We start from the raw sequence: 18,045 nt of genomic DNA on the forward strand, positions 1-18,045 counted from the left end.
GCCCATGACAGGTACTTCTTCTTTCCGTACACGCTTCACCGTGCAACTGCTGGCTGCCGCCGCGGCCGGTGGGCTGGCTGGAGCCGCCCAGGCCCAATCGGAACCGCCTCCGGGCGTCGGAACCGCCAGCTCGGCGCAGCCCATCAGCATCGGCGCCTCGCAGAGCTTGATCCATGAATCGAACCTGTTCCGCGCCGAACGCGATGAAGAAGCCGACTGGATCTCGACCACGGCCCTGAACTTCGCCCTCGACCAGCAACTCGGCCGGCAACGCCTGAAGGGCACCGCGGCCTTGCAGGCGAATCGCTATCGTGAACACGACGAGCTGAACAACACCGGCCACGAAGTGGGGCTGCAGTTGGATTGGGAGACCATTGCCAATCTTTCGGGCGCGCTCGGGGTCCAGTCGGCCCGCCATCAATACCGGTACGGCCTGGACAGCACCACGCCCTCGGATGGACGCAACATCGAAAGCACCCAATCGGGCTTCTTCCAGGCACGCCTGGGCGGCCTGGGTGAGTGGGCGTTGCAGGCCGGTGGCGAGGCGCTGCGTCGCGAGTACTCCGCCGATGCCTTCGCCAAGCTCAACGATTTGTCGCAGTGGAGCGTGCAAGGCGGCGTCGGCTACCGGCCCAGCCCGGACCTGGGCACCACTTTGCTGGGCCGCTACACCCGCATCTCGCGGCCTGATTCAGACCTGGGATTCGGCGATGACGTCGCGCGGCGAGACATCGAGCTGGGTCTCGTCTGGCAGGCCAGCGGTGCCAGCCGTTTCGACGTTCGGCTGACCCGCTCCGAAGAAAAGCACAGCGTGCTCGAGGACCGCCAGTTCTGGACGGGCGGTGTGGCATGGGATTGGATGCCCAGCGCCAAGCTGAGGCTGCGCACCCAGTTCCTGCGGGACACCGAAGGCGGCAGCGGGAACGTCGCCAGCCCCGAGGCCACGATGCCGGTGGCATCCGCTGGCGATCAGCTGCGCGATGCGTTCCTGTGGTCTGCGCAATGGGCGGCTACGGCCAAGATCAATGTGGTCGGCTCGGCCCAATGGTCCAAGCGCCGCTTCACCGAGCAGGTGGCCGGCACGTCGCTGGAAGATCGCACCACCGCGTTCGCGCTGGGCTTGCGCTACTCGCCGCTGCGTGCGCTCGACATGGGCTGCGACCTGGGCCATCAGACCCGCGAGGTCAGTGGTGAGTCTGCCAGCGCACTCACCCGCCCCTACGACTCGATGACGGCCGGCTGCAAGCTGGAATTCTGGTTCCGCTGACGGCCTGCCCGTCCGCCACGACAAGGCGTGTTCCGATGATTCACCCCACCGCCGTCATCAGCGGCAACGTCCAGATCGATCCGACGGCCGAGATCGGCCCGTGGTGCGTGATCGAAGGCGACATCACCATCGGGCCACGGACGCGGCTGATGAACGGCGTGTCGCTGCAGGGGCGGGTGACGGTGGGGGCCGACAACGTGTTCGGGGCCCATGCGGTGATCGGCGGCATGCCGCAAGACCAGGTGTTCAAGCCCGAGGACGACACCGAGGTGGTCATCGGCGACCGCAACCACATCTACGAGTTCGTCACGATCCACCGAGGCACCCGCCGGCGCGACGGCCGCACCGTGCTGGGCGACGACAACTTCGTGATGGCCTATGTGCACCTCGCGCATGACGTGGTGTTGGGTCATCACACCCGCATCACCAGCTACACCGGCATCGCCGGCCTGTGCACGATCGGCGACCACGCCGTGATCGCCGGCATGGTGGGCATGCAGCAGTACATACGGGTCGGAGCGTATGCCTTCATTTCCGGCATGTCGGCGGTCACGCAGGATGTGCTGCCGTATTCGATCGCCTATGGCACCGAAGGCCCGATCCACCTGCGCGGCGCGAACCTGATTGGCCTGAAGCGCCATGGCTTCTCGCGTGACGACATGGACACGGCGCGCCAGGTGCTGGCCCGGTTGCAGGGCACGGAGCGGCCATTCGCCGAGGTCTTGTCCGGCATCGAGGCCGATTTCGATCCGAACCACGCCATCGTGCGCCACGTGCTGGAGTTCGCCCGCACGCCATCGCCGCACGGCGTTCTGCGCTGACGGGCAGCGCCCACGCGCCTGCCGCTTCACCGGTTGCCCGCCGCATGGCCGACACCTTCCACTTCCGTGCCTACAGCACCGCCGACGAGCCCGCGTGGAATGCCCTGGTGGCGTCGAGCCCGAACGGCACCTTCCTGATCGACCGGCGCTTCATGGACTATCACGCCGATCGGTTTGAAGACGCTTCGCTGCTCATCGAACGGCGCGGCAGGCTGGTGGCTGTGCTGCCCGCGCACCGACAAGGCGAGATGGTCGCCAGCCACCGCGGCCTGAGCTATGGTGGATTGGTGATGGCCGGCCCGTTGGGCGCGCAGGCCACCTGCCATCTGATGCAGGCCCTGCAGGAGCACTGGCGCGGGCAGGGCGTGCGTGAGCTGCTCTACAAGACCGTGCCGGCGATCTATCACCGCCTGCCTTGCGAAGACGACCGCTGGGCCTTGTGGCGATGTGGTGCGCAGCTGGTGCGGCGCGAGGCGCTCTCGGTCATCGGCCCGACGCCGGCACACTGGCCGGCCAAGCGCCGTCGCGCCATCACCCAAGCCACGCGGCAGCGACGCGAGCTGAGCTTTGTCGAGCACGCTGGCGCCCCGGCCGAGGCGGCTGACGATTGGGCCGCCTTCTGGGCCCTGCTCGATCAAGAGTTGCAGGCCCGACATGGCAGCCGGCCGGTGCACACGCTGGCCGAGATCCGGCTGCTGGCCGAGCGCTTTCCGTCGCAGATTGGCCTGCGGCTGGCGCGGTGGGAAGGGCAGGTCGTTGCCGGGTTGGTGCTGTTCGACACCCCGACGGTGCGCCACCTGCAGTACATGGCCGCAGGTGAACAGGGCCGGCGCTGCGCCGCACTCGATCTGCTGCTGGAGCAGGCCATCGCGGGTGCCCAGGCGGCCAGTGCCTGGTTCGATTTCGGGCACTCGAACGAAGACGAAGGCCGCTCGGTCAATGGTGGGTTGGCGTTCTACAAGGAGAGCTTCGGCGCCAGCACGGTGGTGCACGATCACTACCTGCTAACCTGTTGAGCGCTGCCTGCCCCACGGCAGGCACGATCCACGATCACCTCCTGTACTGGCCGCTGAAAGGAACCCGTCTTGGCACACGTCGACGATTGCCGCCCGGTAGAACTGCGCACGGTCTACGACCACCGCGGCTCCATCTCGTTTGTCGAATCGGGCGTCGATTTCGAGTTTCCGATCAAGCGCGCCTATTGGACGTACGACGTCCCTTCGCGCGCCTCGCGCGCTGGCCACGCGCACCTGAACTTGCGGCAGCTCTACGTGGCGATCTCGGGCTCGTTCCAGGTCCACATGGACGACGGCGTGAACCAGCGCGTGGTCACCTTGAGCCACCCGAGCGAAGGGCTGTTGATGGTGCCGGGCATCTGGCGTGAGTTGCACGGCTTCTCATCCAACGCGTGCTTGCTGGTGCTGGCCTCCGAGCTCTTTGACGAGGCCGATTACATCCGCGAGCACGCCGATTTCATGCGTTGGGTGCAGACGGGCGGCCGCTGAGTCTCCCGAGGGCCAAGCCCGCCTCAGGGCCAGGCGAGCGCCAGGGCACCGACCGGGGGCGCCTCGCCCCGCTGGAAGGCCTGCAGCAGGTGCTGGACTTCGCCCACCGTGCTGGCCAGTTTGTGGCCTGCCGGCAGCTCCTCGGCGTCAGTGTCCCAACGTTCACGAGCACACCCCGGCAGGGCCGCGCACAGGCTGTCGGCGGGGCCATGTGGCGGCGTGCAGCCGCCGCCCATTTCGCAGATGACGGCCGCCCACACTTGCTGGCGATCGACGCGCCGCGTGTCTTCACCGGCCGGGTCCACCTCACGCAATGTGGCACCGAAAAGCCCGCCGGCTTGCGTTGCCGCCCCGTCGAGCAGCGCCGGCTCGCCGGTGGCGACGATGGCCTGCCAAATCGGGTGCAGCGCCCGCGCATCATCGGCCAGCACAGCTTGTTGCCAGCGCCGCAGCAGTGCCGCCAGCGGGTCGGCCGACTGGCGCGCATCGCGCCAGAGAGCCGCCATGGCTGCATCCGAGAGTTCTTGTGGCAAGAACGATGCACAGCGTCGGGCCCAACGTACGTGCTGTGCGGCCAGCGCCTGCAAACGGCGGTGGCTGCCACCCGGCTCGGCGTCGACGGTCATCGGGTCGCTGGCGCCCTCGCCCTCGCCATCGGCGGCAGCGGCTGGATGCAACCGGCACTCGGCCATCGCCCGCGCGGCGTAGAAGTAGCCTCCGGCCTCTGGATGCCGCCGAGCTTCGAGGGCGAAGGCCCGCAAGTCGACGGCGTCACGCAGCAACCGGGCCAAGGATCGTGGCGAAGTGGGTGCAGCCACAGGCTCTGCCGTGGTGGCGGGCAGGGGCAGCAAGCGCGGGGGGCGAGAGCGCGATGACGGCGGTGCGGGGGGCGCGGGCGTCATCCTGTCCGACATGTAGGGTGCGGCAACCGGCGTGCTTGGGGCATCCACCGGCAGGACCGGGGCCGGGCTGATTTGCACACCGGCGGCCAGGGCGAACCCACCCCACAACCCCGCCGTGCGCCTGCGCAGCCTCATCGTGCACGCCCCTCGCAGATCCAGCGACGCGGCCGGCGTGCGTACACGCGCATGGTGTGTCGGTCGGGGCGCTGGTGGCCCGTTATAGGCGTCCGGGCGCTCGGCTGTCAACGCCCTGCCTGCCCGGCGCTTCAGCTGCCGATGAGCTTGGCAAACCGGGCGAGGTCGATGTTGCCGCCCGAGAGCACGATGCCGACGCGGAGACCTCGCACCGCCACGGCCCCGTGGAAGACCGCCGCCGCGGCCAGGCAGCCGGTCGGTTCGACCACCAGCTTCATCCGTGCCGCCATGAACGCCATCGTGTCGACGAGTTGATCGTCGGTCACGGTCACGACCCGGGCGCCCAGTTGCTGCAGCACCGGGAAGGTGTGCCGGCCCAGTGAGCGGCTCTGGGCCGCATCGGCGATCGTCACCGGCGTGGCGATGCGCACGATCTCGCCCTTGGCCAGGCTCTGCTGCCCGTCGTTGCCCGCCTCAGGCTCGACGCCGACGATGTCGCAGCCCGGGGCGAAATGCCTCGCCGCCACGGCGGTGCCCGACAGCAGGCCCCCACCACCCAGCGGTGTGACGATCATGTCCAGCGGCCCCACCTCTTCGAACAGCTCCTTGGCGGCGGTGCCTTGGCCGGCCATCACATGCGGGTGGTCGAACGGCGGGATGAAGGTCATGCCCCGCTCTTCGGCAATCGCGGCGACGATCTGCGACGGGTCTTCGGCATAACGGTCGTAGCGGACGACCTCGCCGCCATAGCCCTCGGTCGCCGCCACCTTCATCGCCGGCGCGTCCAGTGGCATCACCACCACCGCGCGCACGCCCAGCAGTTGCGCTGCCCGTGCAATCGCCTGCCCGTGGTTGCCGGAGGAGAAGGTCACCACGCCACCTTCGCGCTGGTGGGGCGTGAACTGCGCGATGGCGTTGTAGGCCCCGCGGATCTTGAAGGCGCCGATGTGTTGCAGCGTCTCGCATTTGAAGAACAGGTTGGCGCCGCAGCGTTCGTCGGCCGTGCGCGAGCGCATCACGGGGGTGCGATGGGCGATGCCGTCCAGGCGCTGGTGTGCCTGGACCACATCCTCGTAGGCGATGGAAAGGTCAGTGGTCATGGCCGCCAAGCTATCACGCGTCCCCGCTGATGAAACTGTGTGGCCGGGGTCATGGGCACAGTGCCTTCGCAGCGGGCGCCTGTTGTGGCTTCACGGGCGTGGCGGCGCTGCCTAAGCTGCGTGGACCTGCCTTTCACCGCCTTTCACCGCCACCCGCCGCCTATTGCCATGACCGAACTGCTGCCGTTGATGACCTATTCGTTCGTGATGTCCAGCACCCCCGGGCCGAACAACCTGATGCTCACCGCATCCGGCGCGAACTTCGGCTACCGGCGCACCATTCCGCACATCCTGGGCATCGCAGCGGGCCACGGGCCGCAGATCTTCGTCTGCTGCCTGGGGCTGGGCACCCTGTTTGTCGCGTTCCCGGTGCTGCATCAGATCCTGCATTGGGTGGGGGCGGCGTACCTGCTCTATCTGGCCTGGCGCCTGGCCGGATCGGCCATCGGCCGGTCCGAGTTGAGCCGCCCGATGACCTTCTGGCAGGCGCTCGTCTTTCAGGCGGTCAACCCCAAGAGCTGGGTCAAGGCCATCACCGTGGCGACCGTCTTCATGCCGCCGGGCATGCCGGTGCTGCCGGCGGCGGCGTTGGTCAGCGCCATCGCCATCGCGATCGGCATGCCATGCGTGTCGATGTGGGCGCTGTTCGGCGTCGCGATCCGGCGCCTGCTCACCGATCCGCGCCGCCAGCGCGTCTTCAATGCCATCATGGGCGCTTCGCTGGTGGTGCTGGCCGTCCTGCTCGTCGCCTGAGTCGATCGACGAGCGGAGCGGCGCTTCCAGGTCACCGCAGTTGCTGCTCCCATCATCCAGCCCCATGGCCCCACTGGACCGCTCGTCTTCCACCCCGCTGGCCGACCAGATCGAGTCGCGCCTGGCGGCGCAGATCGCCGCGGGGCAATGGCCGCCGGGTGTGCGCCTGCCGTCCATCCGGGCGCTGGCCGGGCAGCTGGGCGTGAGTGCGAACACCGTGATCACGGCCTACGACCGGCTGGTCGCGCAGGGCCTGGTCGAGTCGCGTGCGACAGCAGGCTTCTTCGTCGCCGATTCCGCCGCACCGGCCGAGGGGCTGTCCGGCGCGCTGGAGGCGGGTGCCGAGCACGACGCCGTCTGGCTGGTGCAGCAGGCACACGACCAGCGCGCGAGCCTGCTGCCCGTCAGCAGTGGCGCGCTGCCCGTGTCGTGGCTGGAGGACGCGATCCCGGCGACTGTCGTGCAGCGCGGCCTGGCCCGCAACGTGGGCGGCATGGCGGCCCGCTGCCCGCCTCAGGGTTTGGCCGATCTGCGCGAGCGGCTGGCCACCTTGATGCGTTCGCAAGGGGTGGCGGTCGACGCGAATCGCCTGCTCACCTGTTTCGGCGGCACCCACGCGATCGATCTGGTCTGCCGCGCGTTCCTCCGGCCTGGCGACGTGGTGCTGGTCGAGACGCCGGGGTACCACCTGCTGTTTGACCGCCTGCGCGAAGCCGGGGTGACGATGATCGGCATCACCCGGCGGCCCGAGGGGCCGGATCTCGACGAGCTCGAGGCGGCTTGCGTCGAGCACCGGCCCCGGCTGTTCTTCGTGCAGAGCGTGCTGCACAACCCCACCGGATGGGGCAGCAGTGCGGCCACTCTGCACCGCGTGCTGATGCTGGCCGAGCGCCACCAGATGCTGCTCGCCGAAGACGATGTGCATGGCCACTTCATGCCCGCATCGCCCACCCGCCTGGCCCAGTTGTCGGACCTGCGCGGCGTCATCTACTACTCTAGCTTCTGCAAGGCGCTCAGCCCCGCGCTTCGGGTGGGCTACATCGCCGCGGAGCCGGCGCTGCTGCAGCCGCTGCTGCGGGCCAAGATCCGGTCGGTGCTGACGACGGCAACGCTCAACGAAAACGTGCTGGTCGAGCTGCTGGCCACGGGCCGCTGGCGAAAGCACGTCGACCGCTTGCAGCAAAAGCTCGCCACGGCCCGACAGTCCAGCCTGCGCGAGCTGCGCCGTGCGGGCGTGCTCGTCGAGCGCCCCGCCGAAGGAGGGCTGTTCCTCTGGGGCCGCCTGCCCACCGGTGTCGATGGCGATGCCCTCGTCAAGGAGGCGTACCGCCACCACATCCTGCTGGCCGGATCGGCCTTCGATGCGGGGGGCAGCGACCCCTGCCACCTGCGCTTCAACGTTGTCCATGCGCAGCACCCGCGGCTGGCCGAATTCCTTGCGCCGCGCTTGAGTGCCTCGACCCAGGCGCAACAGCTGATCCACCGGGCCGCCGCGCGCGCGCGCTGAGCGACCGGAGGGCTCGCACAAAATGCGGGCCAGGTCAGAGCAGCGCCAGTGCGTCGAGCAGGTTGCCGGCTTCGGGGCGCACGTGGAAGGTGGCCATGCCCAGCGCGGCAGCGGGCTCGATGTCGCAGCGCCAGTCGTCGCCGATCATCAGGCACGCCGCGGCCGGCAGCCGCAACTGGGCCATCGCATGGTGGAAGATCTCGTGCCGCGGCTTCGCGTGCCCGCAGACATCGGGGGTGGAAAAGCCGATGAAATGGTCGTCCAGGCCGAATGCCTGCAGTTTGCGGCGCTGCATCGGCAGCGGGCCGTTGCTGACGATCACCTTGGGCAGGTGGCCGCAGCGCTGCAGGAATTCCGCCGCGTCGCGCACGATCGACCAGTTCGCTTCATAGGCCAGGCGGTAGGGCTCGAACATCGCATCGGCTTCGCTGTCTGGCAGCGGGCGGCCGGTGAACTCGCGCAGGCGTTCGCGTCGTTGGTCGAGAAAGCCGATCTCACCATCGGCATAGCGCTGCCAATGCCGGACGGTGGTGGCCTGCCAGCGCGTGAAGGCATCGGCCGGCGGTTCGGTGCCGTCCAGCCCGAGCGCCCCTTGCCATTGCGAGAACGCGCGTCGGGCGGTGCCGCGTTCATCGAACAGGGTGTCGTCCAGATCCAGCAGCACGGCCTGCACCCGGCGAACGGCGTGTGGGGCGGTCGGGCTCATCCGGCCTTGCGTGCGAGCAGGGCGATCTCGGCCGCCTGCATCGGGAACCGGCGGCCCAGTTCGATCAGGCCCTGCACGCCGGGCTCGCCCAGCGATGGCAGCAGCGTGGCCATCTGCGCGTGGGTGAAGGGCTTGAAGAGGTAGCCATCGAGGGCGACTTCCGCCAGGCCGGGCTCCAGGCCCAGCACCAGATCGCGCAGGTCTTGGGGGCGGTAGACGCGCGGCTGGCCCAGCAGGCGGTTGCGCTCGCTCAGCACCTCGGGCGCCTCCATCAGGCCCATCTGCACCGCCAGCAGCCGGTGGAACGACAGCGCGTTGGGCACGCTCACCAGCAGGTGCCCGCCCGGCTTCAGCCAGCGAAGGCCGGCGCGCAACAAGGTCTCGGGCTCGGACGTTTCGTGGATCACGCCCGAGACGATGAGCAGGTCGGCGCCCGGTGCGTTGCCCCACAGCGCCGACAGCGCGGCATCGGCACGCTCGATGTAGGCATGCACCACCGCCAGCCGGGGCTCGCGGGCGCTTTCGGCGCGGGCCGCATCGGCCCAGCGTTGGGCGGGCTCCACGGCCACCCATTGGGTGATGCGGTGCTCAGGATCGGCCAAGGCCTGCAGGCTCAACAGCTCCGGCCCGCAACCGACCTCCAACACCGTGGCCGGTTGCAGGGCGCGCACCTGGGCCAGGTTGTGCTGCTGACGCGCGGTGAGGCACACCGATTCGAAATCCAGCTCGGCATCGTGGCGGGCGGCGTATTCGTCTGCGTCCAGCGGCTTGCCGCTCGGGGGCAGGGTGTGGCTCATGCGCCGCCCCGGCAAAACGCGGCCACGGCCTCGGCGACGCGGTCGATGTCCGCCAGCGTCAAGTGCGGACCGATCGGCAGGCTCAGGGCTTCGTCGCAAACGGTGTCGGCCACGCTGCGGCCGGCCGGCGCGTGCGCGGCAAACGGCGGAAAGCGATACACCGGCTTGGGGTAGTGGATCAAGGTCTCGATGCCCTGTGACTTCAGCGCAGCTTGTAGGTCATCGCGCCGGGTGTGGCGCACGACGAACAGATGCCAGACTGGCTCGTCGCCATCGGGCACCGCGGGCAGCAAGAGGCCCGGCGCAGCGGCCAGGTGCTCGGCATACCGGGCGGCCTGCGCGCGCCGTTGGCCGGTGTGGGCGTCCAGCCGCGCGAGGCGAACCCGCAGGAACGCGGCCTGCAGCTCGTCGAGCCGGCTGTTCACGCCTTCGCTGTCGTGCTGGTAGCGCACGGCGCTGCCGTAGTTGCGGCGTGCCCGCAGTGCCGTGGCCAGCGCGTCGTCGTCGGTCACCAGCGCGCCAGCGTCACCGAAGGCCCCTAAGTTCTTGCCCGGGTAGAAGCTGTAGGCGGCCATGCGGCCGAAGCCGCCGATGGCCTCGCCGCGGTGCCGGGCGCCATGGGCCTGGGCTGCGTCTTCCAGCAGAAGCAGGCCGCGCTCGGCGCACAGCGCACGGATGGCTGCCGGGTCGGCCGGCGCGCCGTACAGGTGCACGGGCATCACGGCGCGTGCTCGGGGAGTCAACGCCGCGGCCACGCCGGCGGCGTCGATGTTGTACGAGCCGGCCGCAGGCTCCACCGGCACGGGCGTGGCACCGCACTGGCGAACCGCCAGCCAGGTGGCGATGAAGGTGTGGGCGGGCACGATGACCTCGTCGCCCGGCCCGATGCCGGCCACCTGCAGCGCGAGCGCCAGCGCATCCAGCCCGTTGCCCACGCCGATCGCATGGCGCCGGCCGCCGTAGGCCGCGAACTCGGCTTCGAAGGCCTCCAGCTCCGGCCCGAGGATCCAGCGCCCGCTGTCCATCACACGCCGGTAGGCCGCGTCGTAGGCGGCCTGGTCTTGCCGGTAGATCGCCTGCAGATCGAGAAACTTCACGTCAGTCTTCATCGCCACGCACCCATTGCAGCTCGCGCCGCGCCAGCGCCAGGTCGACCGAGAACGGCGATGTCACGATCGACACCGACTCGAAGCCGGCGATGCTGCGCGCCTGAAGCCAGCGGTGCTGCTGGCCGCGCAGGAACGACAGGTCGAAGAAGGTGGGGCCGTTGATGTCCTGCTTGAAGATCGTCAGCACGCGTGTGCCCGGCCGTGCCCACATCAGGTTGGTGAAGGCAGCGCCCGGCGGCCCGGCGATGCCCCGGGCGCTGGAGAACAGCCGCACCTGGTCGAGCAGGCTCAGTGTCTCGGCGGCCACGATCTCGAAGCCCAGCGATTCGGCGATGTCGATCACCTGCTCGGCCTCGGCCATCGGCCGGCGGGTTTCGCCGCGTCGAGCGAGGTAGATCAACCGGTCGCCGGGCTCTTCGGCGTCCGGGTCGAGGCCGGCCGCCTGGGTGAGGTGGCGTCGCAGACCCTCGACCATCGTGGCGCTGGCGAATTCGCTGGGCGAAGCGATCAGTGCGTCGGTGAGCCGCAGATCGTCTTCGGCCGAGTACCAGCGGATGCGGGCTTCATCGAGGCCTATGTCTTGCAGCGAGCGAAGCATCCAGCCGGTCAGCTCGCGCGGCAGCAGCAGCTTGCGCGTCTTCAGGATGCCGCGTGCCATCAGGGCCTGGATGCGGGTGAGCGTCAGCACCATCCAGTGGTAGTAGTTGCGATGGAACGGCGCATCCATGTTGGCCAGCACCACCAGCGGTTCGTCCAGCCGCTTCCACAGCCCGGCGCCGCGCAGCACCGTGCCGGCCGAGCCACGTGCCAGCACGTTGGGATGCGGGTACGGGAACTCGCCCATCTGAAGGTGCCACGGGTGCGGCTTCAGCACACCGCCTTGCGAACCCACCAGCAGGTGCACGTTGCGCACGCGCAGGTCGGTCACCCGCGCCAGGCTGAGTTGGGTGCTGACCATCTCGTGCGGTTCACTGCGCACGCGGCCCGACACCTCGACCACGTCGAAGTTGCCGACCAGCGGCTCGTCGTGGAGGAGGGTGTGGGCGGTCACGCCCTCGGCGCGCAGCCAGTCGTCCCATTCGCGCAGGGGCCAGGCTTCGGGCCGGCGCGGGTCGCGCGTGTCTGCGGTCGGGTGTGTCGCTTCCAGCTCGGCGCGCAGTGCGTCGATGCGGCCGGCCGAGAGCAGCGCCCGTTCGCGCAGGCCGGTGGTGGCGCTGCGGCCCAGGCCGCCCAGGCGGGTGATGGCCTCTTCGATGTCGGCCAACGCCTGTTCGGGCTGCTTCATCGCCAGCTGGGTCTCGAACTGCTGCCGCAGCAAGTCGAGCAGCATCGCGAGGCTGCCTTCGCCCGGGGCGCCACGCAGGGGCCGCTCACGTCGCAGCGCGTGCCGGCACAGGGCCACGAGATGGCCGAGCACGCCATGGCACTGGGCACGGCAGCGATGGCCATCCAGCACGCCAAAGGCCGGGCCGACCTCGAAGGGGAACACGCCTTCCCAGTGCGCCAGATCGAGCGCACCGGCATTGGCCACCACCCACAGCTGGCCCACCGCATCGCCGATCTGGCTGAGGGTCAAGTCGGGCAACTGGGCCAGGGCGGCTTCGAAGCCGGCCAGCGCCTGCGCGCATCGGGCCTCGGTGTCCGCCAGGCTGACGGTGCTGTCGTGGCGCGGCGCCACCGCCAGCACCGCGCCCAGAGGCGCCAAGGCGGCGGCCAGAGGCCCGAGCGATTCGGCATCCAGCATCGCCGGCCCGGCCTCGGGCAGCACCGCGGGCAGGGCGGACGGCGCAGCGCCCGCACCCGCCTGGTTCAGGCTGAGGTGATCCAGGCGCAGCTGTGAGTGCTCGTCGAGCTGGCCCAGATCGGCCAGACGTTGGTAGGTTTCCTTGGCGAGCGCGATGTCACCGTCGTGGAAGGCGTACTCGGCCAACAAGCGCCAGGCCGCTGGCGTGGCCGGGTGGCTGGCTTCGAGCGCGAGCAGCGGGCCGGCCAGTTGTGGCACGGTGGCGCCTTCGGCGCGCCGCAGCTTGGCGTGTTCGACCTGGATGGTGGGCTGCTTGGGCCAGGCCTTCGCGGCCCGTGCCACCAGCGCATGCACCTCGGGCGTGGGCGAAAGCTCACCGAGCGCCTCGAGTGCGGCGGCCAGCGAGAAGGCACTGCCCGGGTCCGGCTCCTCGTCGTCCAGCATGGCTTCGGCGACGGCGCGCAGGGTGGGCAGCGCGGCGCACCGCACCGCTGCGGCGGTGAGCGGTGCGAGCCAGCCGTGCGCATCCGGCCGGCGCACGTGCGGCACCAGTCGATCCAACCAGGCCGACACGCGCTGCAGCAGGGGCAGGGTGTCTGCGGCGCGCGCCACCATCGCGAGCGTGCCCACCACCTCTTGGGTCCAGCCCACGTCGGGCTGCCAGCGGGCGCCGAGCGCGTCGATCAGCGTCAGGCTGGACTCGATGCTGGCCTCGCCCTTCAGGCGCCGCAGTTGCCGCAACAGGCCCAGCGCCACGGCTTCATGGTCCGGCTCGGCCAACTGGGCGTGCCAGCGCATCGCGGCCTGGGCCAGGGGCTCGATGTGGCCCAGCGTGCCTTGGGCCCGCACCCAGGCCGGCGCCAGCCCGGCACCCAGCGGCGTGGTGCCTTCGGGCAGCTGTTGCCACCAGGCTTCGATCGCTTCGACCAGTGCCTGCAGTTGCCAGGCCGGCACATCGGTGCGGCCCTTCACCCACTCGACGTGCAGCAGCTGCGCCAGCTTGCCGCGCGCGCCAACGGGCACTTCAGCCAGCGTGAACTTCTGGTGCAGGTTCTCACCACCGGGCAGCGTGATGCCCTCTTTGTCGCACTTCGCGCGCAGCTCGTTGAACCACAGCCGGCTCAGCGCCGGCAACACCGCTTGGAGAGCGCTGCTCATGGCTGTTCACTTTCTCCGGCCACCCAGGCCAGCTCGCGTTCGGCCAGCGACAGGTCGACGCTGAAGGGCGCGTTGACGATGGACATCAACGCATAACCGGCCAAGTTGCGACCCAGCAGCCAGCGGTGCGACTGGCCGCGGATGAGGGACAGGTCAATGAAGGTCGGCAAGTTGGCTTCCTCTTTGAAAATCGACAGCACGCGCGTTCCGGGCTGGGCCCAGCACAGGTTGGTGTAGGCCGCGCCGGGCGGCCCGGCGATGCCACGCGCGGTGGCGAACAGGCGCACCTGCTCGCCGAGCGTCAGCGTTTCGGGCGACACCGCGTCGAAGCCCATGGCTTCGGCCGCTTGCTGAATCCGGGCTTCATCGACCAGCGGGCGGCGCCCTTCGCCGCGGCGTGAAATGTAGAGCAGTCGCGTGGCAGCCGGTGGGACATCGGGATCCAGCCCCGCACATCGCCACAGGGTTTGCCGCAGACCTTCGACCAGCGACGGGCAGGCAAAGTCGATCGGCGAGACCAGCAGGGCATCGCTGCAGACCAGGTCGTCGCTGTCGCCATACGACAGGATCTGCTCATCCGTGATGCCGATGTCGGCGAGTGACGAGCGCATCCAGCCTGACAGCTCACGCGGCAGCAGCAACTGTCGGCCACCCAGCAGCAGGCCGCGCGCGCGCACGGCCTCGATCCGGGCGAGCAGCAGCAGCATCCAGTGATAGAAGTTGCGGTGGTAGGTGGCGTCCATGTTGGCGAGCACCACCACCGGCGTCTCGATGCGTTGCCAGCAGGCGCGCCGGAGCACTGCGCCCTGCGAGCGCAGGCCCCCGCCGCGCAGGCGCACGTGGCGGTGCTCGTACGGGTAGTCGCCCATGCTGAGGTGCCAGGCGCCCGGCCGCAAGATGCCGCCGAGGGGGCCGATCAGCAGATGGGAATCGCGCACGCGAAGGTCCGTGTGGTGCACCACCGTCATTTGCGTGCGCACGACGCGATGGCGGTAGCGGTGTACCACGCCGTCCATCGTCACCGATTCGTAATCGCCGTCGATGGCCGCATCGTCGATCAAGGTCTGGGGCTGCAGGCCCTCGGTGGCCAGCCAGGCGTCCCAGTCCTGCAGCGGCAGCACCTCATCATCGGTGCCGAGCAGCGCCGCGGCGTCCGACAGGCGGCCTTGCGTGAGCGCCGCGCGCGCCTTGAGCTCGCGCAGCGGCACCTCGCCCATCGAGCCCAAGGTCTCGCCGAGGGCTTCCAGCGCAGCAGCCGCATCGGCGGGTTCGCCGAGCGCCCATTGCGATTCAGCGCGTTGTTCCGCCAGGTCGAGCACATGCCGCAGGCTCGCCTGGCCTGGGCCGCCGCGCAGCGCTCGGGGGCGTTGCAGCGCGACATCGCACAGCGCGACGATGTGCCGCTGCACCGTGTGGCTCAGCAGCCGGCAGCGTTGCGCATCGACCCGACCGTACGCCGGCCCGAGCTCGAAGGGAAAAGCGGTCACCCAGTGCGTGTGGTGGGCGAAGGCGCCGGCCTCCAACTGCCGCAGGTGGCGCGCGAAGCGCAGGCTGGCCTTAAGGCTGAGCTCATTGAGCTGCGGCAACGCGTCGCGCCAATGGGCCAGCGCCGCTTCCGCCTGGGCTTGCAGCTCGGACAGCGTCAGCGCGGCATCGTGGTGCGGCGGGCTGTCCAGCAAGGCCATCAGCGGGCCGAGCACGCCGATGAACGGTTCTACCGCTTCGCCGGCCCAGGCGTGCACCGGCTCGGGCGGTGTCGGGTCGCTGGAGGCGGAGGCAGGCTCGTCAGCCGGCTTGTCCTCGCGCGAAGACATGTGGTTCATCCGCAGGCGATCGGCCACCGAGAGCGCGCCGCGGGCGGCCAACTGACGGTAGATCGCCATCGCGCCGGCTTCGTCGCCGTCGTGGAAGCGCGTGCTGGCCAGCCAGCTCATTGCATGCGGCCAGGCGGCGAGGCCGTCATCGAGCCCATCGAGCAGTGCTTCGATATCGGCCATCGCTGCGCCTTCGCGATGAGCGATGCGGGCGCGGGCCAGCTGGATCGCGGGGTGGCCGGGGTGCTGGGTGGCCGCCTGGGACAGCAGGCCGCGTGTCGTCGCGTCGGGGGCGAAACCGGCGAGCTGAAGCAGCAGTTGCAGCAGCAGCGGCTGGGTGTCCGCGTGGGCCAGGCCCTGGTCGTTCAGCAGGGCCTGCCCGGCCCGCTGCATCGCCGGCACCTGCAGCACCCGCAGGGCCAGCTTTCCCAGATCACGCCAGGGTGGGCTGTCGTCGGTGGCCGCTTGGTCGGCCGCGTCGAACAAGGCCGGCAGCCATGATGCAGCACGCCGCAGCGTGGCGAAGTCGTCGGCGTCGCGGGTGAGCGCCAGCACGCACGAGAGCACCGGGCCGCTCCATGCGCGTTCGGGGTTGAAGGCGGGTTGCAGCGCATCGAGCAAGGCTGCCAGCGCGCCGGGCCGGTGGTGCTGGCGCAGTTGGCGCAGCAGCGTGGACAAGGCCACATCCGCCGCCGGATCGGCGGCGAAGGGTGCCAGCCGTGACGCCAGACCGGAGAGCGCGTCCGCGTCACCTTGCGCGCCTAAGGCGCGGATCACGGCGGGGTAGAGGCCGCCGCGCAGCCGTTCGGCTTCGGGGAGATCCCGCCAGCCGAGCGCGACGGTGGCGATGAACAGACCGTGCAGCTCGTCGCCCGAGAGGCTGCGCGGCTTGATCCACTCTTGGTGCATGGCCTGCGCCATGCGCGTCCATGCCGCCGCGGGGGCACCCGGTTTGCCAAGCTTGGCGTGCAAGGCTTCGCCGCCCGGCAGGGCGCCGCCGTGGTGCGCGGCGAAGGCCTTCAGGCGCGCGAGCAGCGCGTCGGGCAGGGGCGGTTGAACAAGGGGGGGAACGTCGACATCGAGCGGGAGCACCCATGAAGTACACCACAGCCCGCAGCGCTTGACAGGGTCTGCGTCGGCCGCTCGCCCTGTCGTCTGTGCCGTTGGTCAAGCGGCCATGAAACCGAGGTTGCGCTGGCTGTTGTTCCAGGCGGACAAGCCCGGCAGCACGCTGAGCAATTCGCTGTCGGACAGGCCAAACCATTTGCCCATCGTGGCCGCGTACGCCTCGGTGCTGGTGGTGGGCAGCAGGGCGCCGCCTTGAAGCTGGTCGGCGCTGTTGAAGCCTCCCTTGCCATCCGACAAGCCATATGCGGGGATGCGGCCGTAGATGTCGCCTCCCTTGACCGCGCCGCCCATCACCAGGTGGTGTCCGCCCCAGCCGTGGTCTGAACCGTCGCCGTTGGCGGCCAGCGTGCGGCCGAAGTCGCTGGCGGTGAAGGTGGTGACGAAGTCGTCAACGCCCATTGCCGTGGTCACCGTATCGAAGTACTTCAGGCCATGGGCCAATTGCGCCAGCAGCCGGGTGTGGCGCGAGGGCTGCAGGTCATGCGTGTCGAAGCCTGGCAGCGTGACGAAGAAGACTTGGCGAGCCATGCCGAGCGTGCTGCGTGCCGCGATCATCCGTGCCACCGCCTGCAACTGCGCGGCCAGCGGATTGGGCATGAGCGTGTTGGTCTCAGGGTCAAGGAACTGCAGCTTGGGATCGACCTGGCCCTCGCTGAGGCCCGAGGTGCCCCAAGGCCCCGCGCCTGCGCCGGGCAGCGCGCCTGAGAGCAGCACATCGGCGTCCACCGAGCGGCCCACCACGGCCGCGTGCTCACGGTGCAGCACGCTGTCGACCCGGGTGTTGCGCATCAGTGCGACCATGCGCTCACGCACGGTGGCCGAGCCGTAGACCGTGCCGTCGCTGCCGCCGATGTGGATGGCGCCGGTGGGGGCCAATTGGTACGGCCGCGCACCCTGGCCCGACAACCACACCGCATTGCCACTCACGCTGATCGACGTGAACATCGACTGGGTGTTGGCCGAGAGCACCCGATCGGCCATCAAGCCGCCCCAGCCGCGTGTCGTGCCTTCGGCCGAGAACGATTGCCACACAGACACCTGGTCGTTGTGCGAGAAGAGCTTCGGCGGTCTGGGCGCCGTGCCAGCGAGGTAGGCGGTCTTCGTGGTCGGGCCGGACAGCGGCCCGACGTTGGCGATGAACGCGAGCCGTTGTGCCGCGAACAGGTCGCGCACCGCGCCCAACACCGGGTGCACGGCCAGCGTGCGGCCTTGGGCGTTGATCGGGCTGATGGGCAGCACACCACCCAGTCGGGCGTGCAGCGAGCCGGCCTGCGCGGGCGTGCCGGGGGCGGCCAACGCGATGCCCTCGTCGCTGGTTTCTCTTGCGGCCGAGTACGCGGCCCACGAGCTGCTGTCGGTCGCCAGCAAGGTGTTGTAGGCGTCGTTGCCGCCCGGCAGGAACACGCAGACCAACGCCTTGTAGCCGCCGGTATTGGCCGCTGCCGCGGGGCCCATGGCAGCCAGGCTGAGGCCGAGGCCGCCAAGGCCCGACAAGGCCGGCTGGCTCAGGCCGAGGGCGACGCCGCGGCGCAGCAGTTCGCGACGGGTGGGATTTGAAAGGGGACGGGTCATGGCAGTCGTTCTAGGCAGGTCTTGGGC

14 protein-coding genes are annotated in these 18,045 nt (G+C 69.8%); 6 read left to right on the forward strand and 8 right to left on the reverse strand.

Annotation, left to right across the window (positions count from 1 at the left end; all coding sequences use genetic code 11):
* The first annotated feature begins 4 nt into the window (after positions 1-4).
* The 4 genes from AACH06_RS07575 (at position 5) to AACH06_RS07590 (ending at position 3,593) form a co-directional block, all read left to right on the forward strand.
* Positions 5-1,267, forward strand: coding sequence for a porin family protein (locus AACH06_RS07575; RefSeq protein WP_341425044.1), 1,263 nt, complete (start codon positions 5-7; stop codon positions 1,265-1,267).
* A 35-nt stretch (positions 1,268-1,302) separates the two neighbouring features.
* Positions 1,303-2,088, forward strand: coding sequence for an acyl-ACP--UDP-N-acetylglucosamine O-acyltransferase (gene lpxA / locus AACH06_RS07580; RefSeq protein ID WP_341425045.1), 786 nt, complete (start codon positions 1,303-1,305; stop codon positions 2,086-2,088).
* A 44-nt stretch (positions 2,089-2,132) separates the two neighbouring features.
* Positions 2,133-3,104 (forward strand): GNAT family N-acetyltransferase, encoded by a 972-nt coding sequence (locus AACH06_RS07585; RefSeq protein WP_341425046.1) that lies wholly within the window; start codon positions 2,133-2,135, stop codon positions 3,102-3,104.
* 69 nt (positions 3,105-3,173) lie between these two features.
* A complete protein-coding gene (locus AACH06_RS07590; RefSeq protein WP_341425047.1) occupies positions 3,174-3,593 on the forward strand; it encodes a sugar 3,4-ketoisomerase in 420 nt (139 codons plus the stop codon).
* Positions 3,594-3,616: 23 nt separating this feature from the next.
* Here the strand turns inward: AACH06_RS07590 and AACH06_RS07595 are convergent, their stop codons facing one another.
* Positions 3,617-4,384: a hypothetical protein gene (locus AACH06_RS07595; RefSeq protein WP_341425048.1), complete on the reverse strand. Its 768-nt coding sequence runs from the start codon at positions 4,382-4,384 to the stop codon at positions 3,617-3,619.
* A gap of 377 nt (positions 4,385-4,761) precedes the next feature.
* Positions 4,762-5,730, reverse strand: coding sequence for a threo-3-hydroxy-L-aspartate ammonia-lyase (locus AACH06_RS07600; protein ID WP_341425049.1), 969 nt, complete (start codon positions 5,728-5,730; stop codon positions 4,762-4,764).
* Between the two features lie 168 nt (positions 5,731-5,898).
* Here AACH06_RS07600 and AACH06_RS07605 point away from each other — a divergent pair, with 168 nt between their 5' ends.
* Both AACH06_RS07605 and AACH06_RS07610 read left to right on the forward strand, forming a co-directional pair.
* On the forward strand, positions 5,899-6,483 hold the full coding sequence (locus AACH06_RS07605) for a LysE family translocator (RefSeq protein WP_341425050.1): 585 nt from the start codon (positions 5,899-5,901) through the stop codon (positions 6,481-6,483).
* Between the two features lie 64 nt (positions 6,484-6,547).
* Positions 6,548-7,990 (forward strand): aminotransferase-like domain-containing protein, encoded by a 1,443-nt coding sequence (locus AACH06_RS07610; RefSeq protein ID WP_341425051.1) that lies wholly within the window; start codon positions 6,548-6,550, stop codon positions 7,988-7,990.
* A gap of 34 nt (positions 7,991-8,024) precedes the next feature.
* Here the strand turns inward: AACH06_RS07610 and AACH06_RS07615 are convergent, their stop codons facing one another.
* The 6 genes from AACH06_RS07615 to AACH06_RS07640 form a co-directional block, all read right to left on the reverse strand.
* A complete protein-coding gene (locus AACH06_RS07615) occupies positions 8,025-8,696 on the reverse strand; it encodes an HAD family hydrolase (protein WP_341425052.1) in 672 nt (223 codons plus the stop codon).
* Positions 8,693-9,493, reverse strand: a complete 801-nt coding sequence (locus AACH06_RS07620) for a class I SAM-dependent methyltransferase (RefSeq protein ID WP_341425053.1) — start codon at positions 9,491-9,493, stop codon at positions 8,693-8,695. Before AACH06_RS07620 ends, AACH06_RS07615 begins: the two co-directional genes overlap by 4 nt.
* A complete protein-coding gene (locus AACH06_RS07625; RefSeq protein ID WP_341425054.1) occupies positions 9,490-10,602 on the reverse strand; it encodes a DegT/DnrJ/EryC1/StrS family aminotransferase in 1,113 nt (370 codons plus the stop codon). The genes AACH06_RS07620 and AACH06_RS07625 overlap by 4 nt, the downstream gene beginning before the upstream one ends.
* A complete protein-coding gene (locus AACH06_RS07630; protein WP_341425055.1) occupies positions 10,592-13,504 on the reverse strand; it encodes a glycosyltransferase family 61 protein in 2,913 nt (970 codons plus the stop codon). Before AACH06_RS07630 ends, AACH06_RS07625 begins: the two co-directional genes overlap by 11 nt.
* Complete coding sequence (locus tag AACH06_RS07635) at positions 13,501-16,410, reverse strand: glycosyltransferase family 61 protein (RefSeq protein ID WP_341425056.1); 2,910 nt, start codon at positions 16,408-16,410, stop codon at positions 13,501-13,503. The genes AACH06_RS07630 and AACH06_RS07635 overlap by 4 nt, the downstream gene beginning before the upstream one ends.
* Before the next feature lie 75 nt (positions 16,411-16,485).
* Positions 16,486-18,018, reverse strand: a complete 1,533-nt coding sequence (locus tag AACH06_RS07640; protein WP_341425057.1) for a DUF1501 domain-containing protein — start codon at positions 18,016-18,018, stop codon at positions 16,486-16,488.
* Positions 18,019-18,045: the final 27 nt, after the last annotated feature.

Origin of the sequence: Ideonella lacteola, assembly GCF_038066555.1 — a bacterium.
Taxonomy (GTDB): Bacteria; Pseudomonadota; Gammaproteobacteria; order Burkholderiales; family Burkholderiaceae_C; genus Ideonella; species Ideonella lacteola.